This is a genomic window from Novilysobacter longmucuonensis, assembly GCF_046600735.1.
Classification (GTDB): domain Bacteria; phylum Pseudomonadota; class Gammaproteobacteria; order Xanthomonadales; family Xanthomonadaceae; genus Novilysobacter_A; species Novilysobacter_A longmucuonensis.
Genome location: NZ_JBJMAW010000010.1, coordinates 63,851 through 85,091 on the forward strand (window position 1 = coordinate 63,851; position 21,241 = coordinate 85,091).

Consider the following 21,241-nt stretch of genomic DNA (forward strand, 5'->3'; position numbering starts at 1 on the left):
GGCCGCGGCACGCGCAGGTATAATGGCCGGCTTCTTCCTGCTTGAGCGCCGGTCCTCCGGCCTGTCCGCATGTCCGCATCCCTGTCCGTTGAACGCCTGCGCAATATCGCCATCGTCGCCCACGTCGACCATGGCAAGACCACCCTGGTCGACCAGCTGCTCAAGCAGTCCGGCACGCTGGACGAGCGCACGGTGCTGGCCGACCGCGTCATGGACAGCGGCGACATCGAAAAGGAACGTGGCATCACGATCCTGTCGAAGAACACCGCGATCCGCTGGACCGACCCGCAGGGTGAGAAGTGGCGGATCAACATCGTCGACACTCCGGGCCACGCCGACTTCGGCGGCGAGGTCGAGCGCGTGCTGTCGATGGTCGACTCGGTGCTGATCCTGGTCGATGCGATGGACGGCCCGATGCCGCAGACCCGCTTCGTCACCCAGAAGGCGTTCGCGATGGGCTTCAAGCCGATCGTGGTGATCAACAAGGTCGACCGGCCCGGCGCGCGCGCCAGCTGGGTGCTGGACCAGACCTTCGACCTGTTCGACCGCCTTGGCGCGACCGACGACCAGCTCGACTTCCACACCGTGTACGCCTCCGGCCTGCAGGGTTACGCCGGACTGGACGAGAGCGTGCGCGAGGGCGACATGACTCCGCTGTTTGAATCGATCTGCCAGCACGTGTCGCCGCCTCCGGTCGATCCCGACGGTCCGTTCCAGATGCGCGTGACCTCGCTGGACTACAACAACTACGTCGGCATCATCGGCGTCGGCCGCATCCAGCGTGGCAAGATCAGGACCAACCAGCAGGTCACGGTGATCGACCGCGCCGGCAAGACCCGCAACGCCAAGGTGCTGCAGGTGCTCGGCTTCATGGGCCTGGAGCGGGTCGAGGTGGCGGAGGCCAGCGCCGGCGACATCATCGCGTTCAGCGGCATCGAGAACCTCGGCATCTCCGACACGCTGTGCTCGCCGGAGGCGGTCGAGCAGCTGCCGGTGCTGACCGTCGACGAGCCGACCATCTCGATGACGTTCCAGGTCAACGACTCGCCGTTCGCCGGGGTCAAGGACCGCAGCGGCGGCAAGTTCCTGACCTCGCGCCAGTTGCGCGACCGCCTGACCCGCGAGACCCAGCACAACGTGGCGCTGAAGGTCGAGGACACGGGCGATGCCGACAAGTTCAAGGTCAGCGGCCGCGGCGAACTACACCTGTCGATCCTGATCGAGAACATGCGCCGCGAAGGCTTCGAGCTGGCGGTGTCGCGACCGGAAGTCATCATCAAGATGATCGACGGCGTGATGCAGGAGCCGTTCGAGCAACTGGTGGTCGACATGGAGGAGCAGTTCCAGGGCGGCGTGATGGGGCGCCTGGGCGAGCGCAAGGCGCAGCTGCAGAACATGGAGCCCGACGGCAAGGGCCGCGTGCGCCTGGAGTTCATCATCCCGGCGCGTGGCCTGATCGGTTTCCAGACCGAGTTCCGCACGATCACGGCGGGCACCGGCCTGCTGTTCCACGTGTTCGACCATTTCGGCCCGAAGTCCGAGGGCGAGATCGGACAGCGCCAGAATGGCGTGATGATCTCCAACGGCACCGGCCCCTCCCCGGCGTATGCACAGATCGCAATGCAGGAACGCGGGCGGTTGTTCGTCGAGCCGGGCGAGGAAATCTACGAGGGCCAACTGGTCGGCATCCACTCCAAGGACAACGACCTCACCGTCAATGCCCTGCGCGGCAAGCAGCTGACCAACTTCCGCGCTTCGGGCACCGACAAGGACGAGGGCCTGATCCCAGCGATCAAGCTGTCGCTGGAGCAGGCGCTTGAGTTCATTGACGACGACGAGTTGGTCGAGGTCACCCCCAAGCAGATCCGCCTGCGCAAGAAGGCGCGGACCGAGAACGACCGCAAGCGCGCCGCGCGCGGGGCCTGAGCGTCTGTAGGAGCGACGTAAGTCGCGATCGGACGCATGGCCGCTCGCGCCGGCTGCCCGATCGCGGCTGAAGCCGCTCCTACGGCCAAGCCGCGTGGCGGTCGATTCGTCTATCCTCGCTCGGCCACTTGGCGAACGGGGAATCGCATGCGCTTTCTGCTCCTTGCAGCACTGACCTTCGGATTGCTCGCCTGTGACCGCAATCCTGCGCCCGCGGCCGATGCGCCCCACCCCGACGATGATGCTCCCGCTGCGTCGGCCGAATTTGCCTTCGCCGAGCTGGACATCGCCGAGCTGCAGGCGCGCATGGACCGCGGCGAACTCAGCAGCCGGCGTTTGACCGAGGCCTACCTCGAACGCATCGCCGCGATCGACGATGCCGGGCCGACGCTCAACGCAGTCATCGAGACCAACCCCGACGCGCTTGCCGAAGCGGACGCGCGCGATGCCGAGCGCGAGGCCGGTCGCGTGCGCGGCCCGATGCACGGGATTCCGGTGCTGCTCAAGGACAACATCGACGCCACGCCGATGGTCAATTCCGCCGGTTCACTGGCGCTTGCTCAGCACCGACCGGAAGACGATGCGTTCCTGGTCGGCCGGTTGCGCGAGGCCGGCGTGGTGATCCTCGGCAAGACCAACCTCAGTGAATGGGCCAACTTCCGCTCGACTCGCTCGAGCTCCGGCTGGAGCGGGCGCGGCGGCCAGACCCGAAACCCCTACGCTCTGGATCGCAGCCCCTGCGGCTCCAGTGCCGGCACCGGCAGCGCGGTGTCGGCCAATCTCGCCGCAGTGGGTGTCGGCACCGAAACCGACGGCAGCATCATCTGCCCGGCGGCGGTGAACGGCCTGGTGGCGATCAAGCCGACGGTGGGCCTGGTCAGCCGCGACGGCATCATCCCGATCTCGCGCAGCCAGGACACGGCGGGACCGATGACCCGCAGCGTCGCCGATGCCGCGCTGCTGCTGGCGGCGATGGCCGGTCCGGATGAAGCCGACACAGCGACCTTGGGGGCGGACCGCGAGATGCCCGACTACCGCCGGCACCTCGATGAGGACGGCCTGCGCGGCGCACGCATCGGCGTGCTGCGCGACGCAATGGGCTATCACCCCGACGTCGATGCGGCGATGGAAGACGCGATCGCGGCGATCCAAGCCGCCGGCGCGGTCGTTACCGACGCCAGGATCCCGACTGCGGGCCAATGGGGGAATGCCGAGTTCGAGGTGTTGCTGTACGAGTTCAAGGCCGGCTTGGAGCAATATCTGGCCGAAAGCGACGCGCCGGTGCAAACGATGGCCGAACTGATCGAGTACAACCAGCGCAACGCCGCGCAGGAGATGCCGTTGTTTGGCCAGGAGTTGTTCGAAATGGCGCAGGCCAAGGGCTCGCTGAACGATGAGGCCTATCTCGACGCACGCGAGAAGGCGCGCCGGCTGGCGGGCCCAGAGGGGCTGGAGGCGGCACTGCAGGCGCAGGACCTGGACGCGCTGATCGCACCGGCGACCTCGCCGGCGTGGCTGATCGACCCGGTCAACGGCGACCACTTCACCGGCGCCGGCTATGGCGTCGCCGCGGTCGCGGGCACCCCCAGCATCACCGTGCCGATGGGCGAGAGCTTCGGCTTGCCGGTCGGCATCGTGTTCATGGGCCCCGCATGGAGCGAGCCGCGCCTGATCGAGCTGGCGTACGCCTTCGAGCAGGCCACCCTAGCGCGAAAGCCGCCGCGGTTCCTGTCGACGATCGAATTGGAGTAGTCGCACGTGTTTTTGTAGGAGCGGCTTTAGCCGCGATCTGGAATCGGCACGCATGGTCATAAAGCCGCTCCTACAACGCTTCTGCACCGCCTCTACGTCGGCGACGCAATCTGCGTGTGCTTGCGCACGATCAGCATCGCCACCTCGAGCGCCTGCTCGTAATTGAGGCGCGGGTCGACAGTCGACTGGTAGGCGCGCTCCAGATCGACCTCGGTCAGGTCGCGTGCCCCACCGAGGCATTCGGTGACGTCCTCGCCGGTCAACTCCAGGTGCACGCCACCGAGCCGGGTGCCGGCCGCGGCATGCAGGTCGAACGCCTGCTCCAGCTCGCTGCCGATGTTGGCAAAGCGCCGTGTCTTGTAGCCGTTGGCGGTCGCCTCGGTGTTGCCGTGCATCGGGTCGCACACCCACAGCACCCGGCGGCCGTCGCGCCGGATCGCCTCGAGCAGCGGCGGCAGCTTTTCGGCGATGTGGCCCGCACCCATGCGGTGGATGAAGCTCAGCCGGCCCGGTTCGTCCTCGGGGTTGAGCAGGTCGATGATCCGCAGCAGTTGCTCGGGCGTGACCGAGGGGCCAACCTTCAGCGCGATCGGGTTGCGGATGCCGCGGAAGTACTCGGCATGAGCGCCGTCGGCCGCGGCGGTGCGCATGCCGATCCAGGGGAAATGGGTGCTGAGGTTGAACCAGCCCCAGTGCCGCGGCACCTGCCGGGTCAGCGACTCTTCGTAGGGCAGCAGCAGCGCCTCGTGCGAGGTGTAGAAGTCGACCCGGTTGAGGTTGTGCACCTCCGCGCCCGACAGCGTCTCCATGAAATGCACCGCATCGCCGATCGCGTTGACCATGCGCCGGTACTCGTCGGCCAGCGGCGAATGCCCGACCCAGCTGAGGTTCCAGTACTCGGGGTGGTGCAGGTCGGCAAAGCCGCCGTCGATCAACGCCCGCACGAAGTTCATGGTCATCGCCGAACGCGCGTGCGCCTTGATCATGCGCCGCGGGTCCGGCCGGCGCGCGGCTTCGGTGAACGCCGGTGCATTGACCATGTCGCCGCGGTAGCTGGGCAACGTGACCCCGCCGATGGTTTCGGTGTCGGTCGAGCGCGGCTTGGCGTACTGCCCGGCAAAGCGGCCCACCCGCACCACCGGCTTGCGCATCCCGTGCACCAGCACCAGGCTCATCTGCAGCAGCACCTTGAGCCGGTTGGAGATCACCTCCGAGGCGCACGCATCGAAACTCTCCGCGCAATCGCCGCCCTGCAGCAGGAAGCGTTTGCCCTCCTGGGCCTCGGCCAACTGCTGCTTGAGCGAAAGGATTTCCCAGGACGTCACCAACGGCGGCAGCGCGCGCAGTTCGGCCAGGGTCGATGCCAGTTCGGCCGCATCCGGATAGTGCGGCAGCTGCATCGCGGTGCGGCTGCGCCAGGACGAGGCGCTCCATTCACTAGGCAGGGTCACGGCGCTGAGGGTACGGTCGGATGCAGGCATGGCGGGCTGACGATTGTTGCGATGCAGCGAACCATCATCGGCTCATCCTGGGCGGACCGCAACGGCTTCCGACATGACGATCCGGAATGTTCAGCGGCGGCGAAACGCGGCATACCCCGCCCATGCCGCCAGCGCCAGGAACCACAACAGGCTCCACAGCGGCATCGACAGGCCCAGGAAGGTCCAGTCGACATTGGCGCATTCGCCCGAGCCGGTCATCACCCGCCGGATGACGCCGGTGATGGGCATGGCCTCGAGCATGTACTCCAGGCCCGGACCGCACATCGGCACCTGGTCCGGCGGCAGATGCTGCAGGCGCACGTGATTGCCGGCGATCGCGACACCGACCAGCGACACCAGCAACGCCAGCACACCATAGACACGTCGTCCGCCGCTGGTCCGGGGCGAATGGATAGCGCCGAGCAGGAACACCACGCCGAGGACGGCAAATGCGACCCGCTGGAAGATGCACAGCGGGCACGGCTCCAGTCCGCCATGCAGCTGCGAATACACCGCATACGCCAGCAGACCGGCGCAGGCGAGAAAACCGAGCAGGAACTGGCTGCGGAAAGAGATGCGAACGGGTTGGCTGATCATGGGCCAAGCTTACGGCGTGAACGCGGTGCTGCGGTAGTCCCGGGACGCTGATGCCGCTCCGTCGCGGGAGCGCGACCGGTGAGGCACGCGCTGCCGCCAGCGGGTTATCCTCGCCCAAAAAAAAAAGCCCGGCGCCAGGCCGGGGCTTTTGCAATCTCCGGCGATGACTCCGGCGATGACCTGCCGGACACTCAGCCGGACCGCGGACTACTCCGCGGCCGCCTGCGGACGATCGACCAACTCGACATAGGCCATCGGCGCATTGTCGCCAGCGCGGAAACCGCATTTGAGGATGCGCAGGTAGCCGCCCGGACGCTCGCGGTAACGCGGGCCGAGCTCGACGAACAGCGTGCCGACCGCTTCCTTGTCACGCAGGCGCGAGAACGCGAGGCGGCGGTTGGCCACGCCGTCGCTCTTGGCCAGGGTGATCAACGGCTCCGCGACGCGGCGCAGCTCCTTGGCCTTGGGCAGGGTGGTACGGATCAAGCCGTGCTTGATCAGGGACGAGGCCATGTTGGTGAACATCGCATCGCGATGGGCACTGGTACGGCTGAATTTACGTCCGGATTTCTGGTGGCGCATGACTTGGATTCCTGATAAATACTGGAGCTGTTGAACTTCGTTGTCGCCGTCATGGCGTTGAATCGATCGGACTGCGGATGGTCCTGGCTGGCCTTCCGTGACCGGCGCGCCGCAGGTTTCGGACCCGTCGGCTGGTACTGCGAAAAACATGCTGCTGATGCAACTTTGCCCGTGAACTACTGGAACTTGCTGCAAGTACGAAAGCAGGAGCCGAAGCCGCGGCGTCGCCGCGATTGCGCCCCCGGCCCGGCGCCGCGCGCCGGGCGTTCGCCCAAGCGCGCGGCAGTGCCGCGCAAGCGGCTTGGGCTCACCCCATCATTCCGTGCGAGGCGATGCCGGCCGGCGGCCAGTTTTCCAGCTTCATGCCGAGCGAGAGGCCGCGCTGGGCAAGCACTTCCTTGATCTCGGTGAGTGATTTCTTGCCGAGGTTCGGGGTCTTGAGCAGCTCGACTTCTGTCTTCTGGATCAGGTCGCCGACGTAGTAGATGCTCTCGGCCTTGAGGCAGTTGGCCGAGCGCACGGTCAGTTCGAGGTCGTCGATCGGACGCAGCAGGATCGGGTCGACCCCGCCGGTGACCGGCTTCGCCGCACCGCGGTCGCGATGGGTGAAGTCGCCGAACACCGACAGCTGGTCGGTGAGGATATCGGCGGCGGTGCGAACGGCCTCCTCGGCGTCGATCGTGCCGTTGGTCTCGATGTCCAGCACCAGCTTGTCAAGGTCGGTCCGCTGCTCGACGCGTGCGGCTTCCACCGCATACGCCACGCGACGGACCGGCGAGAAGCTGGCGTCCAGCATCAGGCGGCCGATGGCGCGGGTTTCCTCGTCCGGGCGACGACGCGCGGCCGCCGGCTGGTAGCCGTAGCCACGCTCGATCTTCAGGCGCATGTTGATCGCGGTGTCCTTGGTCAGGTGCGCGATCACGTGCTCGGTGTTGAGGATCTCGACGTTGTGGTCGGCCTTGATGTCGGCCGCGGTGATCACGCCCGGTCCCTGCTTGCTCAGCGACAATGTCGAAGACTCGCCGGTGTGCATGCGGATGGCGACGTCCTTGAGGTTGAGCAACACCTCCAGCACGTCCTCTTCCAGACCCTCGACCGTGGTGTACTCGTGCAGCACGCCGTCGATCTCGACTTCGGTGATCGCGAAGCCCGGGATCGACGACAACAGCACGCGGCGCAACGCGTTGCCGAGGGTGTGGCCGAAGCCGCGCTCCAGCGGCTCGATCACGACCTTGGCGCGGTTGCCGTTGAGGCGCTCGATCTGTGGACCGCGCGGACGCAGTACCTGGTTTGCGGTAACCGTCATGTGGTGATGTCTCCTGCGAGCTCCCGCGGGGGCGGGAACTCAGAACAATGGATTACTTCGAGTACAGCTCGACGATCAGTGCCTCGTTGATGTCGGCGGGCAGATCAGCGCGATCGGGCACCGTCTTGAACACACCGCTGAACTTTTTGCTGTCGACCTCCACCCATGCCGGCGACAGGTCCATCTGCTGCGCCACGGTCAGCGACTCCTGCACCCGCAGCTGCTTCTGGGCACGCTCGGCCAGGGCGATTGCATCGCCGGCCTTGACCTGGAACGAGGGCAGGTTGACCGACTTGCCGTTGACGGTGACGCCGCGGTGCGAGACCAGCTGGCGCGCGGCCGGCCGGGTCACTGCGAAGCCCATGCGGTAGACGACATTGTCCAGGCGGGTCTCGAGAAGCTGCAGCAGGTTTTCACCCGTGTTGCCCTTCTTGGTCGAAGCCTTCTTGTAGTAGTTGCGGAACTGACGCTCCAGCAGCCCGTAGATACGCTTGACCTTCTGCTTTTCACGCAGCTGGGTAGCGTAGTCGGACAGCTTGCCGCGACGGGCGATGGGCCCGTGCTGGCCGGGCTTCTGCTCGAGCTTGCACTTGGAATCGAGCGCACGCGAAGACGACTTCAGACCGAGGTCGGCGCCTTCGCGGCGGGCGAGTTTACAGGTAGGACCGATGTAACGAGCCATTTCTTTTCAGCTCCTCAGACGCGACGCTTTTTCGGCGGACGGCAGCCGTTATGCGGAATCGGCGTAACGTCGATGATGTTCATGATCTTGTAGCCGACGTTGTTCAGCGAACGAACGGCCGACTCACGACCCGGACCCGGGCCCTTGATGCGCACTTCCAGCGACTTGACGCCGTAGTCGAGCGCAGCACGGCCGGCCTTCTCGGCGGCGACCTGGGCGGCAAACGGGGTGGACTTGCGCGAACCGCGGAAACCCGCGCCGCCCGAAGTCGCCCACGACAGCGCGTTGCCCTGGCGGTCGGTGATCGTGATGATGGTGTTGTTGAACGAAGCGTGGACGTGGGCGATGCCGTCGGTGACGACGCGCTTGATCTTCTTCTTCGTCTTGGCTGCTGCTGGCTTGGCCATGATTTACCCCTTACTTCCTGATGGCCCTGCGCGGACCCTTGCGGGTGCGGGCATTGGTCTTGGTGCGCTGGCCGCGCAGTGGCAAGCTACGACGATGGCGCAGGCCACGGTAGCCACCCAGGTCCATCAGGCGCTTGATCGACATGCCGACTTCGCGCCGCAGGTCGCCCTCGACCACGAACTTGCCGATCTCGGCACGCAGGCGCTCGACTTCTGGCTCGGACAGGTCGCGGATCTTGGTCGACGTGTTGACGCCGGCCGAGTCGCAGACTTTCCTGGAACGGGTACGGCCGATGCCGTAGATACTTTGGATTCCCACCCAGACATGCTTCTGGGCAGGCAGATTGACGCCCGCAATACGCGCCATAACGCGATCTCCAAACTGGATTGACGGCCGGGGGTGACAACCCGGCGCAGTGGCACTTGGATAAGTGAACTGGAAATTCTAACAAGGTCTCGGGTTAATAGGAAGCCCTGCCGCGCAAGCGCGGCGGGACCACGGCATGGGGAGTGTGCCCATGCTCCGGCGACGAATCCGGATGGTCGCGAAGGAAGGTGTCACCCGTCCCTCCCGACACCGCGCGCTACTCCGGCGCGCGGACAAATCCGGATTCACCCGCGCGCGAGACCGCCGCGCGAGCCGCCCTTCAAATTAGACTTCTTCAACAGGCTTTCGTACTGATGCGACATCAGATGGGCCTGGATCTGGGCGATGAAATCCATCACCACGATCACCACGATCAGCAGCGAGGTGCCGCCGAAGTAAAACGAGATGCCCATCCTGGTGCGCATCACCTCCGGCAGGAGGCAGACCAGCACCAGGTAGGTCGCGCCGGCCGCGGTCAGGCGGGTCAGCACGCCATCGACATAGTCGGCGGTCGCCCGGCCCGGCCGGATGCCCGGGATCAGCGCACCCGACTTCTTGAGGTTGTCGGCGGTTTCCTGCGAATTGAACACCAACGCGGTATAGAAAAACGCGAAGCCGGCGATCATCGAGGCGTACAGGATCATGTGCAGCGGCTCGCCCGGGTTCAGCCACTGGCTGAGCTGCAGCATGAACGAGGAGGAGTCGCCCTGGCTGAACCAGGTCGCCGCCGTCGCCGGGAACATCACGATGCTAGAGGCGAAGATCGCGGGGATCACGCCCGCCATGTTGAGCTTCAGCGGGAGGAACGAGGACTGGTTCATGTAGGCGTTGCGGCCGCCCTGGCGCCGTGCGTAATTGACCGTGATGCGGCGCTGGCCGCGCTCGACGAACACCACGAAATAGGTCACGGCCAGCACGATGATGGCCACCGCGATCGCGGCGAACTCCGACATCTCACCGTTGCGGATCTGCTCGAACATGCCGAGCAGCGCCGACGGCAGGCCCGCGACGATACCGGCGAAGATGATCAGCGAAACGCCGTTGCCGATGCCCCGCTCGGTCACCTGTTCACCGATCCACATCAGGAACATGGTGCCCGCGGTCAACGCGATCACCGCAGTGAGCACGAAGCCCGGGCCCGGGTTGTAGACCACGGGAATGCCTTGGCTGGCACCGCCGGCCTGCAACGCGGTGGCGATGCCCCATGCCTGGAAGATCGCCAGCGGAATCGCGCCCATGCGCGACCACTGGTTGATCTTGCGCCGGCCGGACTCGCCTTCCTTCTGGATCGCCTTGAGCGTCGGCACCATCTGCACGAGCAACTGCACGATGATCGACGAGGAGATGTAGGGCATGACGTTCAGCGCGAACAGGCTGAACCGCTCCAGCGCGCCGCCCGAGAACATGTTGAACATGTCCACGATGGTGCCCTGCTGGGTCTCCATCAGCTGGATCATCGCGTCGGGATTGACGCCCGGCACCGGGATGTAGCAGCCGATGCGGTAGACGATCAAAGCGCCGAACACAAACAGCAGTCGCTGGCGGAGCTCGGTGAATTTTCCGAGCCCGCCGCCGATGCCGCTCATCGCGTTGCCGCTACGCGCCATTCGCCGCCTGCCCCTCGACCGCCGCCTCGACCAACTGGCCGCCGGCCGCCTCGATCGCGGCCTTGGCACCGGCCGTAGCCAGCAGGCCCTTGAACACGAACTTCTTGGTCAGTTCGCCCTTCTTCACGATCTTGGCCTGCTTGGCGGTGCTGGGCACCAGCTTGGCGGCACGCAGAGCGGCGAAGTCGATCTCGCCGGCGTCGAGGGTGTCGAGCTGATACAGCATCACCTCGGCCGTGTCGTTCTTGAGCTTGGAGCGGAAACCGACCTTCGGCAGACGCTTGTGCATCGGCATCTGGCCACCTTCGAACCCGGCCCGGATCTTGCCCTTGCCCGAGCGCGCGAACGAGCCCTTGTGGCCACGGCCACAGGTCTTGCCGAGGCCCGAACCGATGCCACGGCCGACGCGCTTGCGGTCTTCGCGTGCGCCTTCGCCCGGCGTGAGTGTATTGAGCTGCATGATGAGTGTCCTCAAAGTGGCGATCCGTGCCTGGGAACCCGGCCATCGATGGCCGGACTGTTCAATGCCTAGCCTTCAACCCGGACCAGGTAATGGACCGTGTTGATCAGGCCGCGGACCTGCGGGCTGTCTTTCAGCTCGCGCACGTCGTTGATCTTGCTCAGGCCCAGCGCCTTCACCGACAGGCGGTGACGCCCTTGGGTGCCGCGCAGTCCCTTGACCAGTCGCACCTTTACGGTGCCGCCGGCGGTGCCGGTGCCGTCTGCCTGCTTCTTAGCCATGGGTCAGATCCTCCACCTTCTTGCCGCGCTTGGCCGCGATCCTGGCCGGCGAGTGCATGTCGGACAGGCCGCGCAGCGTCGCGCGCACCAGGTTGATCGGGTTGCGCGAGCCCACGGCCTTGGCCAGCACGTTCTTGACGCCGACCGCCTCCAGGACGGCGCGCATCGCGCCACCGGCGATCACGCCGGTACCTTCCGAGGCCGGCTGCATGTAGACACGCGCCGCGCCATGACCGGATTTGACCGCATGCCACAGTGTGCCGCCGTTGAGATCGACGCTGGTCATGCTCTTGCGGGCATATTCCATCGACTTCTGGATCGCGACCGGCACTTCGCGTGCCTTGCCGTAACCCATGCCGATCTTGCCGGCGCCGTCGCCCACCACCGTCAATGCGGTGAAGGTGAACTGGCGGCCGCCCTTGACGGTCTTGCTGACGCGGTTGACCGCGATCAGCTTCTCGATCATGCCGTCGTCGACTTCTTCGCGATTGTTGCGGTCGCGACCCCGTGATTCATTTGCCATGTGAGTGCCTTGGTTTTGAAGAATGATTGCGGCATTGGCCGCTTATCGTTGTGAGTTGGATCGGGTGCATCGCGATGACGGGAACCCGTCAAGGCGCCCGGTGCAGCCCGCACCGGCAGGTGGACTCAATCGGACTTACCAGCAGTCCACACGCAACGTGGAGACGAATCTCCGCGCGTTCAAGCTTCTAGAACTGCAGGCCGCCTTCGCGGGCGGCATCGGCGAGCGCCTTGATGCGGCCGTGGTAACGGTACCCGGAGCGATCGAATGCGACTTTCTCGATCCCGGCGGCCTTGGCCTTCTCGGCGATCGCACGGCCCACCTTGACGGCAGCCTCGGCGTTCTTGCGGCTCTTCAGGCCTTCGTTGAGGTCGGTCTGCACGGTCGAGGCAGCCGCCAGCACCTGGGAGCCGTCGGCGGTGAAGACCTGCGCATACAGATGTTGGCCGGTGCGCAGCACCGACAGGCGCGGCACTCCGAGTTCGCGGATATGGCTGCGGGTCGACTTGGCGCGACGCAGCCGGGCGATGTTTTTGTTCATGATTTCAGTTCTCGAAAAACTACCAAGGACGCGAGCTTTTGCATGGGGAAGTCCGACCAGGGATGACCGGGCTCCTGCGGACGGATCCGCGACACATCAAGCCTTCTTCGCCTCTTTGCGAATGATGGTTTCGCCGGCGTACTTCACGCCCTTGCCCTTGTAGGGCTCCGGCGGACGGAAACCGCGAATCTTGGCCGCGACCTGACCCACCAGCTGCTTGTCATTGCCGCTGACCACGACCTCGGTCTGGGTCGGCGTGGCAATGGTGATGCCTTCGGGGGTCTTGAACAGCACCGGGTGCGAAAAACCCAGCGACAGGTTCAGATCCCTGCCCTGCATCGCGGCGCGGTAACCGACGCCGACCAGCTCGAGCTTGCGCTCGAAGCCTTCGGAGACGCCCTTGACCATGTTGGCGATGACGGCGCGCAGCGTGCCGGTCAGCGGAATCAGCGCGGCGTCATCGGTCGAAAGCAGCGCATTGCCGTCCTCGATCGTGACCGCGATGGCCGCCGGCTTGGCGATCGACAGGACGCCCTTTGGCCCCTTGACGCTGACGTTCTCGGCCTGGATGTTCAGTTCGACGCCCTTGGCAAGGGCGATCGGCTTCTTGGCAACTCGGGACATGTCGTTACTCCCTTAGGCCACGAAGCACAGGACTTCACCGCCGACGCCCTGCTGGCGCGCCTGCGTATCGGTCATGATGCCTTTCGAGGTGGAAATGATGGAGACGCCGAGGCCATTGAGGACCTTGGGCAACTCGTCCTTGCCGCGGTACTGACGCAGGCCCGAACGCGAATAGCGCTTGAGCTGCTCGATTACCGGACGGCCTTCGTAGTACTTCAGCACGATCTCGAGTTCGGCCTTGCCACCGCCAAGCTCGGTCACGCGTGAATCCAGGATGTAGCCCTCGTCCTTCAGCACGGCGGCGATGGCCACCTTGATCTTGGACGACGGCATCTTCACCGTGGGCTTGCGAACAGCGGCCGCATTTCGAATGCGAACCAGCATGTCGGCGATGGGATCAGTCATGCTCATTTGTTAGATTCCTGTGTCAAGCATCGATATCGCGTGGAGTGGCAAGTCGCTCGCTGCGCGAGCTGTGAGACGGCGGCTTGGCCACCTGAAGGAGTCAGTAGAAGCACAGTTGCCGTTGCCCTACTTACCTCTTTACCTCTTACAGCGCCAAAGGCGCGACTTGCCTGTTTACTACTTACCAGCTGGCCTTGCGCAGGCCCGGCACGTCACCACGCATGGTGGCTTCGCGCAGCTTGTTGCGGCCGAGGCCGAACTTGGCGTACACGCCGCGCGAACGGCCGGTCATGGCGCAACGGTTGCGCTGACGGGACGGGGAGGAATCGCGCGGGAGCTTGGACAGCGCGATCACCGCGTCGGCCTTTTCCTCGTACGACGACTTCTCGCTGGAGATGATCTTCTTCAGCTCTTCGCGCTTGGCGGCGTACTTCTTCGCCAGTTTGGCCCGCTTGATATCGCGGTTCACCATTGATGTCTTGGCCATGGTTATTGTCCTCGGATATCAGTTGCGGAACGGGAAGCGGAAAGCTTCCATCAGTGCACGGCCTTCGGCATCGGTCTTCGCGGTCGTGGTGATCGCGATGTCCATGCCACGCACCGCATCGACCTGGTCGTAGTCGATTTCCGGGAAGATGATCTGTTCCTTGACGCCCATGTTGAAGTTGCCGCGGCCGTCGAACGACTTGCCCGAGACGCCGCGGAAGTCGCGCACGCGCGGCAACGAGACGTTGATCAGGCGGTCGAAGAACTCGAACATCCTGGCGCGGCGCAAGGTGACCTTGCAGCCGATCGGCCAGCCGTCGCGGATCTTGAACGAAGCCACCGAGACGCGGCTGTTGGTCACGATCGGCTTCTGGCCGGCGATCTTGGCCATGTCGGCGACCGCGTTCTCCAGAATCTTCTTGTTGGTGGCAGCCTCGCCCACGCCCATGTTCAGCGTGATCTTGACCAGACGGGGCACTTCCATCGGGTTCTTGTAACCGAACTTCTCGGTCAGGACGGGAACCACTTCTTCCTTGTAGATCTTTTCAAGCCGGTTCATTGGACCACCTCACCGCTGGAGCGGAACACACGCAGTTTGCGTCCATCCTCCAGCACCTTGATACCGATGCGCTCACCCTTGCCGGAGGCCGGGTTGAACAGCATGACGTTGGAAATGTGGATCGGCGCTTCGCGCTCGATCACGCCGCCCGGCTGGTTGGCCTGCGGATTCGGCTTGGTATGGCGCTTGATGATGTTGACGTTGGACACGACGATCTTGTCGCCGGCCACGCGCACCACATCACCCTTCTTGCCCTTGTCCTTGCCGGCGGTGACGATCACTTGGTCACCCTTCTTGATACGGTTCATGTCAATTCCTCCGCTCAGAGCACTTCAGGCGCGAGCGAGACGATCTTCATGAACTTCTCGGAACGCAGTTCGCGGGTTACGGGCCCGAAGATGCGGGTGCCGATCGGCTCATGCTTGTTGTTGAGCAACACCGCGGCGTTGCCATCGAAGCGAATCAGCGAGCCGTCAGGACGGCGCACACCCTTGCGGGTACGCACCACGACGGCGTCGTAGACGTCGCCCTTCTTGACCTTGCCGCGCGGGATCGCGTCCTTGACGGTGACCTTGATGATGTCGCCAATGTGCGCGTAGCGGCGCTTGGAGCCGCCGAGCACCTTGATGCACATCACTTCCTTGGCACCGGAGTTGTCAGCCACGTTGAGGTAGCTTTGCATCTGGATCATGGTTCAGCTCCTCGTTAGTCGGCCGCGCGGGTGACGACTTCCACCACCCGCCAGTTCTTGGTCTTGGACATCGGCGCGATCTCGGTCACCCGGACCACGTCGCCCTCGTTGCAGGCATTGTCAGCGTCGTGGGCGTGCAGCTTGGTCGAGCGACGGATGTACTTGCCGTAGAGGGCATGCTTGACCTGGCGCTCGACGAGCACGGTGACGGTCTTGTCCATCTTGTTGCTGACCACGCGCCCTTCGACCGTGCGCAGTGCCTTCTCTGTATTGTTGTCGGTCATGGCGGGTCCTTACTTCTGCTGGCCCAGCAGGGTGTTGACGCGCGCGATCTCGCGGCGCACCCGGCGGGCTTCGTGGGTCTTGGCGAGCTGGCCGGTGGCCTTCTGCATCCGCAGGGCGAAGCCCTCCTTGTGCAGCTCGACCAAGTGGGCCTTGAGATCCTCGGCCGACTTCTCGCGCATTTGCTTGAGTTCCATTAGCGCACCGTCCGGGTAACGAAAGTGGTGGTCACCGAGAGCTTGGCGGCGGCCAGGCGGAACGCTTCGCGCGCTACGTCCTCTGCCACGCCTTCGATTTCGTAGATCATGCGACCGGGCTGGATCTGTGCGACCCAGTACTCGACGTTGCCCTTGCCGGAGCCCATGCGGACCTCGATCGGCTTCTTGGTGATCGGCTTGTCGGGGAACACGCGGATCCACATCTTGCCGCCACGCTTGACGTAGCGACTGATGGACCGGCGCGCCGCCTCGATCTGGCGCGCGGTGATCTGGCCGTGCGCGGTGGACTTCAGGCCGTACTCGCCGAAGCTGACGGCATTGCCGCTCCAGGCCAGGCCGTCGTTGCGGCCTTTGTGTACCTTGCGGTACTTGGTTCGCTTTGGTTGCAACATGATCGGTTACCTCGATTCGCGCGGCGGACGGGGCGAGCGGTCGCGGCGGTCGCCGCGATCTCCGCGGTCGCTACGCGGGCTGTCGTCCGGCTTTTCCTGGCCGACCTGGGCAAAATCGAAGATCTCGCCCTTGTAGACCCATACCTTGATGCCGATGATGCCGTAGGTCGTCTTGGCCTCTGCGAAGCCATAGTCGATGTCGGCGCGCAGCGTGTGCAGCGGCACGCGGCCTTCGCGGTACCACTCCGAACGCGCGATCTCGGCGCCGTTGAGGCGGCCGCCGACGTTGACCTTGATGCCCAGGGCGCCGAGGCGCATCGCGTTGCCGACCGCACGCTTCATCGCGCGACGGAACATGATGCGGCGCTCGAGCTGCTGCGCAATCGACTCGGCGACCAGCTGCGCGTCGAGCTCGGGCTTGCGCACCTCGGTCACGTTGATGTGCGCGGGAACGCCCATCATGTCGCTGACTTCCTTGCGCAGCTTGTCGATGTCCTCACCACGCTTGCCGATCACCACGCCCGGACGGGCGGTGTGGATCGTGACGCGGGCGTTGTTGGCCGGGCGCTCGATGAAGATCTTTGAGATGCCAGCCTGCGCAAGCTTCTTGCGCAGCATCTCGCGGACCTTGAGGTCGGCGACCAGGTACTGCGCGTACTGCTTCTTGCCGGCGAACCACTTCGAGTTCCAGTCCTTGGAAATACCAAGGCGGATGCCGGTCGGATGAACTTTATGACCCATTGTCTGATTCCGCCCTTACTTGCCCGCGCCCACGACCACAGTGATGTGGCTGGTGCGCTTGAGGATGCGGGTGCCGCGGCCCTTCGCCCGCGCCATGAAGCGCTTCAGCGTCGGACCCTCGTCCACCATGATGGTCTTGACCTTGAGCTCGTCGACGTCGGCGCCCTGGTTGTTCTCGGCGTTGGCGATCGCCGACTCGACGACCTTGCGGATCATCACGGCGGCCTTCTTGTCCGAGAACTTCAGCAGGTTGACGGCTCGCTCGGCGGTCAGACCGCGCACCTGATCAGCAACCAGGCGAACCTTCTGAGCGGAGATGCGCGCACTGCGCAGGATGGCTTTCGCCTCATACTGGTTAGGCATGGTGGTCATCTCCGTTACCTCGACTTCTTGTCGCCGCTGTGACCCTTGAACGTACGGGTCAGAGCGAACTCACCGAGCTTGTGGCCAACCATGTTCTCGTTGACCAGCACCGGGATGTGATTGCGACCGTTGTGCACGGCGATGGTGAAACCCACCATCTCCGGCAACACCATGGACCGGCGCGACCAGGTCTTGATCGGCTTCTTGTTGTTGGCCGCGGCCTCCACCTTCTTGATCAGATGGTGGTCGACGAACGGACCCTTTTTCAGTGAACGTGCCATTGCCGATTAGCTCCTGCGATCGCGAACGATGAACTGCTGCGTACGCTTGTTCTTGCGCGTCTTGTAACCCTTGGTCGGCACACCCCACGGGGTGACCGGATGCGGGTTGCCCTGGCCAGCCTTGGCCTCACCACCGCCGTGCGGGTGATCCACCGGGTTCATGGCGGCGCCACGAACGGTCGGCTTGACCCCGCGCCAGCGCTTGGCGCCGGCCTTGCCGAGCTTCTCCAGGCTGTGCTCGTCGTTGCCGACCTCACCGATGGTGGCGCGGCACTCGACCGGCACCTTGCGCATTTCGCCGGAGCGAAGACGCAGCGTGGCGTAGCCCTGCTCGCGGGCGACCAGCTGCACGCCGGCGCCGGCGGCACGGGCGAGCTGTGCACCCTTGCCCGGCTTCATCTCGATGCAGTGCACCGTCGAACCGACCGGGATATTGGTCAGCGGCAGGGTGTTGCCCACGCGGATCGGGGCATCGCGGCCGGCGATCACCTGGTCGCCATCCTTCAGGCCCTTGGGCGCGATGATGTAGCGACGCTCGCCGTCGACATAGCACAGCAGCGCGATGTGCGCGGTGCGGTTCGGGTCGTACTCGATCCGCTCCACGCGCGCCGGGATGCCTTCCTTGTCGCGCTTGAAGTCGATGATGCGGTAGTGCTGCTTGTGACCGCCGCCGATGTGGCGGGTGGTGATGCGGCCGTGGTGGTTGCGGCCACCGGTCTTGCTCTTCTTCTCGAGCAGCGCGGCATGCGGCGCACCCTTGTGCAGGCCGGGCGTCACCACGCGGACCATCGAGCGACGGCCGGGCGAGGTGGGTTTGAAAGTCATCAATGCCATGGGTCTAGTCCTCAGGCCTTGGCCATCACGTCGATCGACTGGCCGGCGGCCAGCTTCACGTACGCCTTGCGCCAGTCGGCGCGACGGCCCATGCGGAACTTGAAGGTCTTGCTCTTGCCCTTCACGTTCAACACGTTGACTGCCTCGACCTTGACGTCGAAGAGCTTCTCGATCGCTACCTTGATGTCGGCTTTGGTAGCGGTCGTTGCGACTTCGAAGACGTATTGGTTGGAAACTTCCTGCAGACGCGCGGTCTTCTCGGACACTCGCGGCGCACGGATCACGTTGTAGAGCTTGGCCTCGTTCATGCCAGCCACTCCTCGATCTTCTTGACCGCATCGGCGGTGACCACGATCGTGTCCGCGCCTACCAGCGCGACCGGATCCAGGCCCTGCACATCACGGACTTCCACATACGGCAGGTTGCGCGCCGAGAGGTACAGGTTCTCGGTGGCATCTTCGGTGACGATCAGCGGACGTCGGCCGACCTGCAGATCCTTGAGCCTGGACACCATGCCGGAGGTCTTGGCCGAATCGACGTCGAACGCCTCGACCACCTTGATCCGGCCCTGGCGGTTGAGCTCCGACAGGATCGATGCGATTGCGGCGCGATACATCTTGCGGTTGACCTTCTGCGCGAAGCTGCGCGGCTTGGCCGCGAACGTCACGCCACCGCCGATGAAGATCGGAGCCGTCAGCGCGCCATGTCGCGCACCGCCGCCCTTCTGCTTCTTCGACTTCTTGGTGGTGCCGGCGACCTCCGAGCGGGTCTTCTGCGCCTTGGTACCGGCGCGACCGGCGTTGCGGTAGGCCACGACCACCTGGTGGACCAGGTCCTGGCTGAACTCGCGACCGAAGATCGCGTCGGACACCGACAGCGTCTTGTCACTGTTGTTGATGGCAAGTTCCATCGTCATACCCCTTTGCTCGACGGACGCACGATCACGTCGCCGCCCGGTGCGCCCGGCACCGCGCCCTTGATCGCGATCAGGCCGCGCTCGGCGTCGACCCTGACCACTTCCAGGCCTTGCGTGCTCTGCTGCACCGAGCCCATGTGGCCGGACATCTTCTTGCCCGGGAAAACGCGGCCCGGCGTCTGGCGCTGGCCGATCGAGCCAGGCGAACGGTGCGACAACGAGTTGCCGTGCGTCGCATCGCCCATCTTGAAGTTCCAGCGCTTGATCGTGCCCTGGAAGCCCTTGCCCTTGGTGATGCCCTGCACGTCGACGATCTGCCCGACTTCGAAGATGTCGGCCTTGATCTCGCCGCCGACATTGAAGTCACCGATCTTGTCGTCGGCAACGCGCAGCTCCCACAGGCCGCGGCCGGCGTCGACCTTGGCCTTGGCCAGGTGACCGGCCTCGGGCTTGTTGACCAGCGCCGCGCGGCGCACGCCGACGGTGACCTGCACTGCGCTGTAGCCGTCGCTGTCGGCGGTCTTGATCTGGGTGATGCGGTTTGGCGTCGCTTCGATCAGCGTCACCGGAACGGACTTGCCGTCTTCGGTGAAGAAGCGGCTCATGCCGGCCTTGCGACCGACGATGCCCAACGAATATTTCTTCGCGGTCATGGTGGTGGCCTCAGGTCAGCTTGATCTGTACGTCGACGCCCGCCGCGAGCTCGAGCTTCATCAGCGCGTCCACGGTCTTGTCGTTGGGGTCGACGATGTCGAGCACGCGCTTGTGCGTGCGGGTCTCGTACTGGTCGCGCGCGTCCTTGTCGACGTGCGGGGAAACGAGGATGGTGAAGCGCTCGATCTTGGTCGGCAGCGGGATCGGGCCGCGCACTTGCGCGCCGGTCCGCTTGGCTGTCTCGACGATCTCGCTGGCCGAGCGATCGATCAGACGATGATCGTACGCCTTCAGCCGAATCCGGATCTTTTGGTCCGCCATGACGGGTGTTCCTTGGTTGAAAGAGCGACAGGCCGGCGACTGGGTGCGCCGAACCCCGGTGAAAACCACATCCGCATCCAGGAAAAACGCTAATCCCGGACGGGAAAAAAGGCAGACCGGTTTCCCGGCCTGCCAGACAGAAAATTATAGGACGCATGACAGGCCGCGTCAAGCACGCCCCTGTCGGGACTGCTGAACGGAGGTTTGCCACGCGACAACTCCCTGTCCGGCGAACACGAGGCACGTCCTGCACCTCTTTTCGCGGTATGCGTAGCCCCGACCCAGCGGGGCTACGCGGTATTGCTAACTGCGCTTGAACAACAAGAGTCGAAGCTGGTATCCCCGCGGCGCGGCCTGTAAACGGTCAACGGTAGTGCTTTGACTATTTACTTTTTACAGCGCCGCAGGCGCGACTCACCTCTTACAGCTGGATCCCCGCCTTCGCGGGGATGACGATCTGACAAAGCCATGCGCGCCGAGGCGCGCACGGGTCAGATCGTCACTTGATGATCTTCGCCACCACGCCGGCGCCGACGGTGCGGCCGCCTTCGCGGATCGCGAAGCGCAGGCCTTCGTCCATCGCCACCGGATTGATCAGCGTCACCACCATCTTGACGTTGTCGCCCGGCATCACCATCTCCACGCCCTCGGGCAGCTCGCAGGCGCCGGTGATGTCGGTGGTGCGGAAGTAGAACTGCGGGCGATAACCCTTGAAGAACGGGGTGTGGCGGCCGCCCTCGTCCTTGCTCAGCACGTAGACCTCGGCCTCGAAGTCGGTGTGCGGCTTGATCGAACCGGGCTTGCACAGCACCTGGCCACGCTCGACGTCGTCACGCTTGGTGCCGCGCAGCAGCAGGCCGGCGTTGTCGCCCGCCTGGCCCTGGTCGAGCAGCTTGCGGAACATCTCCACGCCGGTGACCGTGGTCTTCTGGGTGTCGCGGATACCGACGATCTCGATCTCG

Annotated in this window: 32 protein-coding genes; 2 read left to right on the top strand and 30 right to left on the bottom strand. The window is 64.7% G+C overall.

Translation table 11 applies throughout. From position 1 onward, the window contains the following. Positions 1–81 precede the first annotated feature (81 nt). Complete coding sequence (gene typA / locus ACJQWM_RS10615; RefSeq protein WP_332702919.1) at positions 82–1,926, top strand: translational GTPase TypA; 1,845 nt, start codon at positions 82–84, stop codon at positions 1,924–1,926. A gap of 147 nt (positions 1,927–2,073) precedes the next feature. Then, complete coding sequence (locus ACJQWM_RS10620) at positions 2,074–3,678, top strand: amidase (protein WP_332702861.1); 1,605 nt, start codon at positions 2,074–2,076, stop codon at positions 3,676–3,678. A gap of 92 nt (positions 3,679–3,770) precedes the next feature. Here ACJQWM_RS10620 and ACJQWM_RS10625 read toward each other — a convergent pair whose 3' ends face one another. The 30 genes from ACJQWM_RS10625 to ACJQWM_RS10770 all read right to left on the bottom strand — a co-directional run. Then, positions 3,771–5,159: a class II 3-deoxy-7-phosphoheptulonate synthase gene (locus ACJQWM_RS10625; RefSeq protein WP_332702863.1), complete on the bottom strand. Its 1,389-nt coding sequence runs from the start codon at positions 5,157–5,159 to the stop codon at positions 3,771–3,773. Positions 5,160–5,249: 90 nt separating this feature from the next. Further along, positions 5,250–5,756: a disulfide bond formation protein B gene (locus tag ACJQWM_RS10630; protein WP_332702865.1), complete on the bottom strand. Its 507-nt coding sequence runs from the start codon at positions 5,754–5,756 to the stop codon at positions 5,250–5,252. A 207-nt stretch (positions 5,757–5,963) separates the two neighbouring features. Next, positions 5,964–6,338, bottom strand: coding sequence for a 50S ribosomal protein L17 (gene rplQ / locus ACJQWM_RS10635; RefSeq protein WP_332702867.1), 375 nt, complete (start codon positions 6,336–6,338; stop codon positions 5,964–5,966). A 307-nt stretch (positions 6,339–6,645) separates the two neighbouring features. After that, the gene (locus ACJQWM_RS10640) at positions 6,646–7,644 is read right to left on the bottom strand and encodes a DNA-directed RNA polymerase subunit alpha (RefSeq protein ID WP_332702869.1); all 999 of its coding nucleotides are present in this window, start codon (positions 7,642–7,644) and stop codon (positions 6,646–6,648) included. Between the two features lie 52 nt (positions 7,645–7,696). Beyond that, entirely contained in the window at positions 7,697–8,326 is a 630-nt protein-coding gene (rpsD, locus tag ACJQWM_RS10645) for a 30S ribosomal protein S4 (protein WP_332702871.1), read from the bottom strand. Between the two features lie 14 nt (positions 8,327–8,340). Beyond that, on the bottom strand, positions 8,341–8,733 hold the full coding sequence (rpsK, locus tag ACJQWM_RS10650) for a 30S ribosomal protein S11 (protein ID WP_055902370.1): 393 nt from the start codon (positions 8,731–8,733) through the stop codon (positions 8,341–8,343). A gap of 10 nt (positions 8,734–8,743) precedes the next feature. Further along, positions 8,744–9,100 (bottom strand): 30S ribosomal protein S13, encoded by a 357-nt coding sequence (gene rpsM, locus ACJQWM_RS10655; RefSeq protein WP_332702876.1) that lies wholly within the window; start codon positions 9,098–9,100, stop codon positions 8,744–8,746. Between the two features lie 245 nt (positions 9,101–9,345). Continuing rightward, positions 9,346–10,707, bottom strand: coding sequence for a preprotein translocase subunit SecY (secY, locus tag ACJQWM_RS10660; protein WP_332702878.1), 1,362 nt, complete (start codon positions 10,705–10,707; stop codon positions 9,346–9,348). After that, a complete protein-coding gene (rplO, locus tag ACJQWM_RS10665; RefSeq protein ID WP_332702880.1) occupies positions 10,697–11,167 on the bottom strand; it encodes a 50S ribosomal protein L15 in 471 nt (156 codons plus the stop codon). The genes secY and rplO overlap by 11 nt, the downstream gene beginning before the upstream one ends. Positions 11,168–11,235: 68 nt before the next feature. Then, positions 11,236–11,448: a 50S ribosomal protein L30 gene (rpmD, locus tag ACJQWM_RS10670; protein ID WP_332702882.1), complete on the bottom strand. Its 213-nt coding sequence runs from the start codon at positions 11,446–11,448 to the stop codon at positions 11,236–11,238. Further along, positions 11,441–11,971, bottom strand: a complete 531-nt coding sequence (gene rpsE, locus ACJQWM_RS10675) for a 30S ribosomal protein S5 (protein ID WP_332702884.1) — start codon at positions 11,969–11,971, stop codon at positions 11,441–11,443. Before rpsE ends, rpmD begins: the two co-directional genes overlap by 8 nt. Positions 11,972–12,158: 187 nt before the next feature. Further along, complete coding sequence (rplR, locus tag ACJQWM_RS10680; protein ID WP_330970245.1) at positions 12,159–12,512, bottom strand: 50S ribosomal protein L18; 354 nt, start codon at positions 12,510–12,512, stop codon at positions 12,159–12,161. A gap of 96 nt (positions 12,513–12,608) precedes the next feature. Then, a complete protein-coding gene (gene rplF / locus ACJQWM_RS10685; protein ID WP_332702888.1) occupies positions 12,609–13,136 on the bottom strand; it encodes a 50S ribosomal protein L6 in 528 nt (175 codons plus the stop codon). Between the two features lie 12 nt (positions 13,137–13,148). Then, the gene (rpsH, locus tag ACJQWM_RS10690) at positions 13,149–13,547 is read right to left on the bottom strand and encodes a 30S ribosomal protein S8 (RefSeq protein ID WP_332702890.1); all 399 of its coding nucleotides are present in this window, start codon (positions 13,545–13,547) and stop codon (positions 13,149–13,151) included. Between the two features lie 175 nt (positions 13,548–13,722). Then, on the bottom strand, positions 13,723–14,028 hold the full coding sequence (gene rpsN / locus ACJQWM_RS10695) for a 30S ribosomal protein S14 (protein ID WP_332702891.1): 306 nt from the start codon (positions 14,026–14,028) through the stop codon (positions 13,723–13,725). 18 nt (positions 14,029–14,046) lie between these two features. Continuing rightward, positions 14,047–14,586, bottom strand: coding sequence for a 50S ribosomal protein L5 (gene rplE, locus ACJQWM_RS10700; protein WP_332702893.1), 540 nt, complete (start codon positions 14,584–14,586; stop codon positions 14,047–14,049). Further along, on the bottom strand, positions 14,583–14,894 hold the full coding sequence (gene rplX / locus ACJQWM_RS10705) for a 50S ribosomal protein L24 (RefSeq protein ID WP_332702895.1): 312 nt from the start codon (positions 14,892–14,894) through the stop codon (positions 14,583–14,585). Before rplX ends, rplE begins: the two co-directional genes overlap by 4 nt. A 14-nt stretch (positions 14,895–14,908) precedes the next feature. Beyond that, entirely contained in the window at positions 14,909–15,277 is a 369-nt protein-coding gene (gene rplN, locus ACJQWM_RS10710) for a 50S ribosomal protein L14 (protein ID WP_223676700.1), read from the bottom strand. 14 nt (positions 15,278–15,291) lie between these two features. After that, a complete protein-coding gene (gene rpsQ / locus ACJQWM_RS10715; RefSeq protein ID WP_332702901.1) occupies positions 15,292–15,561 on the bottom strand; it encodes a 30S ribosomal protein S17 in 270 nt (89 codons plus the stop codon). A gap of 9 nt (positions 15,562–15,570) precedes the next feature. Continuing rightward, on the bottom strand, positions 15,571–15,756 hold the full coding sequence (gene rpmC, locus ACJQWM_RS10720) for a 50S ribosomal protein L29 (RefSeq protein ID WP_332702903.1): 186 nt from the start codon (positions 15,754–15,756) through the stop codon (positions 15,571–15,573). Then, positions 15,756–16,169, bottom strand: a complete 414-nt coding sequence (gene rplP, locus ACJQWM_RS10725) for a 50S ribosomal protein L16 (RefSeq protein ID WP_332702905.1) — start codon at positions 16,167–16,169, stop codon at positions 15,756–15,758. Before rplP ends, rpmC begins: the two co-directional genes overlap by 1 nt. Before the next feature lie 6 nt (positions 16,170–16,175). Continuing rightward, positions 16,176–16,910, bottom strand: coding sequence for a 30S ribosomal protein S3 (gene rpsC, locus ACJQWM_RS10730; RefSeq protein ID WP_332702907.1), 735 nt, complete (start codon positions 16,908–16,910; stop codon positions 16,176–16,178). 15 nt (positions 16,911–16,925) lie between these two features. Then, entirely contained in the window at positions 16,926–17,273 is a 348-nt protein-coding gene (gene rplV, locus ACJQWM_RS10735; protein WP_332702921.1) for a 50S ribosomal protein L22, read from the bottom strand. Between the two features lie 14 nt (positions 17,274–17,287). After that, complete coding sequence (gene rpsS / locus ACJQWM_RS10740) at positions 17,288–17,554, bottom strand: 30S ribosomal protein S19 (RefSeq protein WP_332702909.1); 267 nt, start codon at positions 17,552–17,554, stop codon at positions 17,288–17,290. Positions 17,555–17,560: 6 nt separating this feature from the next. Continuing rightward, positions 17,561–18,388, bottom strand: coding sequence for a 50S ribosomal protein L2 (gene rplB, locus ACJQWM_RS10745; RefSeq protein ID WP_332702911.1), 828 nt, complete (start codon positions 18,386–18,388; stop codon positions 17,561–17,563). Between the two features lie 11 nt (positions 18,389–18,399). Then, positions 18,400–18,696, bottom strand: a complete 297-nt coding sequence (rplW, locus tag ACJQWM_RS10750) for a 50S ribosomal protein L23 (RefSeq protein ID WP_332702913.1) — start codon at positions 18,694–18,696, stop codon at positions 18,400–18,402. Then, positions 18,693–19,298 (bottom strand): 50S ribosomal protein L4, encoded by a 606-nt coding sequence (gene rplD / locus ACJQWM_RS10755; RefSeq protein ID WP_332702915.1) that lies wholly within the window; start codon positions 19,296–19,298, stop codon positions 18,693–18,695. The genes rplW and rplD overlap by 4 nt, the downstream gene beginning before the upstream one ends. 2 nt (positions 19,299–19,300) lie before the next feature. Beyond that, entirely contained in the window at positions 19,301–19,957 is a 657-nt protein-coding gene (gene rplC / locus ACJQWM_RS10760; protein WP_332702917.1) for a 50S ribosomal protein L3, read from the bottom strand. A gap of 10 nt (positions 19,958–19,967) precedes the next feature. Further along, positions 19,968–20,279 (bottom strand): 30S ribosomal protein S10, encoded by a 312-nt coding sequence (gene rpsJ / locus ACJQWM_RS10765; RefSeq protein ID WP_162109793.1) that lies wholly within the window; start codon positions 20,277–20,279, stop codon positions 19,968–19,970. Between the two features lie 499 nt (positions 20,280–20,778). Continuing rightward, positions 20,779–21,241 (bottom strand): EF-Tu C-terminal domain-related protein (locus ACJQWM_RS10770; protein WP_411306813.1); only part of this gene is annotated, 463 nt, incomplete at its 5' end.

Excerpts from the sequence above, each read along its gene's own strand:
- ACJQWM_RS10620 (WP_332702861.1), top strand. The coding sequence starts at position 2,074 with ATGCGCTTTCTGCTCCTTGCAGCACTGACCTTCGGATTGCTCGCCTGT.
- ACJQWM_RS10625 (WP_332702863.1), bottom strand. The coding sequence starts at position 5,159 with ATGCCTGCATCCGACCGTACCCTCAGCGCCGTGACCCTGCCTAGTGAA.
- ACJQWM_RS10630 (WP_332702865.1), bottom strand. The coding sequence starts at position 5,756 with ATGATCAGCCAACCCGTTCGCATCTCTTTCCGCAGCCAGTTCCTGCTC.
- rplQ (WP_332702867.1), bottom strand. The coding sequence starts at position 6,338 with ATGCGCCACCAGAAATCCGGACGTAAATTCAGCCGTACCAGTGCCCAT.
- ACJQWM_RS10640 (WP_332702869.1), bottom strand. The coding sequence starts at position 7,644 with ATGACGGTTACCGCAAACCAGGTACTGCGTCCGCGCGGTCCACAGATC.
- rpsD (WP_332702871.1), bottom strand. The coding sequence starts at position 8,326 with ATGGCTCGTTACATCGGTCCTACCTGTAAACTCGCCCGCCGCGAAGGC.
- rpsK (WP_055902370.1), bottom strand. The coding sequence starts at position 8,733 with ATGGCCAAGCCAGCAGCAGCCAAGACGAAGAAGAAGATCAAGCGCGTC.
- rpsM (WP_332702876.1), bottom strand. The coding sequence starts at position 9,100 with ATGGCGCGTATTGCGGGCGTCAATCTGCCTGCCCAGAAGCATGTCTGG.
- secY (WP_332702878.1), bottom strand. The coding sequence starts at position 10,707 with ATGGCGCGTAGCGGCAACGCGATGAGCGGCATCGGCGGCGGGCTCGGA.
- rplO (WP_332702880.1), bottom strand. The coding sequence starts at position 11,167 with ATGCAGCTCAATACACTCACGCCGGGCGAAGGCGCACGCGAAGACCGC.
- rpmD (WP_332702882.1), bottom strand. The coding sequence starts at position 11,448 with ATGGCTAAGAAGCAGGCAGACGGCACCGGCACCGCCGGCGGCACCGTA.
- rpsE (WP_332702884.1), bottom strand. The coding sequence starts at position 11,971 with ATGGCAAATGAATCACGGGGTCGCGACCGCAACAATCGCGAAGAAGTC.
- rplR (WP_330970245.1), bottom strand. The coding sequence starts at position 12,512 with ATGAACAAAAACATCGCCCGGCTGCGTCGCGCCAAGTCGACCCGCAGC.
- rplF (WP_332702888.1), bottom strand. The coding sequence starts at position 13,136 with ATGTCCCGAGTTGCCAAGAAGCCGATCGCCCTTGCCAAGGGCGTCGAA.
- rpsH (WP_332702890.1), bottom strand. The coding sequence starts at position 13,547 with ATGAGCATGACTGATCCCATCGCCGACATGCTGGTTCGCATTCGAAAT.
- rpsN (WP_332702891.1), bottom strand. The coding sequence starts at position 14,028 with ATGGCCAAGACATCAATGGTGAACCGCGATATCAAGCGGGCCAAACTG.
- rplE (WP_332702893.1), bottom strand. The coding sequence starts at position 14,586 with ATGAACCGGCTTGAAAAGATCTACAAGGAAGAAGTGGTTCCCGTCCTG.
- rplX (WP_332702895.1), bottom strand. The coding sequence starts at position 14,894 with ATGAACCGTATCAAGAAGGGTGACCAAGTGATCGTCACCGCCGGCAAG.
- rplN (WP_223676700.1), bottom strand. The coding sequence starts at position 15,277 with ATGATCCAGATGCAAAGCTACCTCAACGTGGCTGACAACTCCGGTGCC.
- rpsQ (WP_332702901.1), bottom strand. The coding sequence starts at position 15,561 with ATGACCGACAACAATACAGAGAAGGCACTGCGCACGGTCGAAGGGCGC.
- rpmC (WP_332702903.1), bottom strand. The coding sequence starts at position 15,756 with ATGGAACTCAAGCAAATGCGCGAGAAGTCGGCCGAGGATCTCAAGGCC.
- rplP (WP_332702905.1), bottom strand. The coding sequence starts at position 16,169 with ATGTTGCAACCAAAGCGAACCAAGTACCGCAAGGTACACAAAGGCCGC.
- rpsC (WP_332702907.1), bottom strand. The coding sequence starts at position 16,910 with ATGGGTCATAAAGTTCATCCGACCGGCATCCGCCTTGGTATTTCCAAG.
- rplV (WP_332702921.1), bottom strand. The coding sequence starts at position 17,273 with ATGCCTAACCAGTATGAGGCGAAAGCCATCCTGCGCAGTGCGCGCATC.
- rpsS (WP_332702909.1), bottom strand. The coding sequence starts at position 17,554 with ATGGCACGTTCACTGAAAAAGGGTCCGTTCGTCGACCACCATCTGATC.
- rplB (WP_332702911.1), bottom strand. The coding sequence starts at position 18,388 with ATGGCATTGATGACTTTCAAACCCACCTCGCCCGGCCGTCGCTCGATG.
- rplW (WP_332702913.1), bottom strand. The coding sequence starts at position 18,696 with ATGAACGAGGCCAAGCTCTACAACGTGATCCGTGCGCCGCGAGTGTCC.
- rplD (WP_332702915.1), bottom strand. The coding sequence starts at position 19,298 with ATGGAACTTGCCATCAACAACAGTGACAAGACGCTGTCGGTGTCCGAC.
- rplC (WP_332702917.1), bottom strand. The coding sequence starts at position 19,957 with ATGACCGCGAAGAAATATTCGTTGGGCATCGTCGGTCGCAAGGCCGGC.
- rpsJ (WP_162109793.1), bottom strand. The coding sequence starts at position 20,279 with ATGGCGGACCAAAAGATCCGGATTCGGCTGAAGGCGTACGATCATCGT.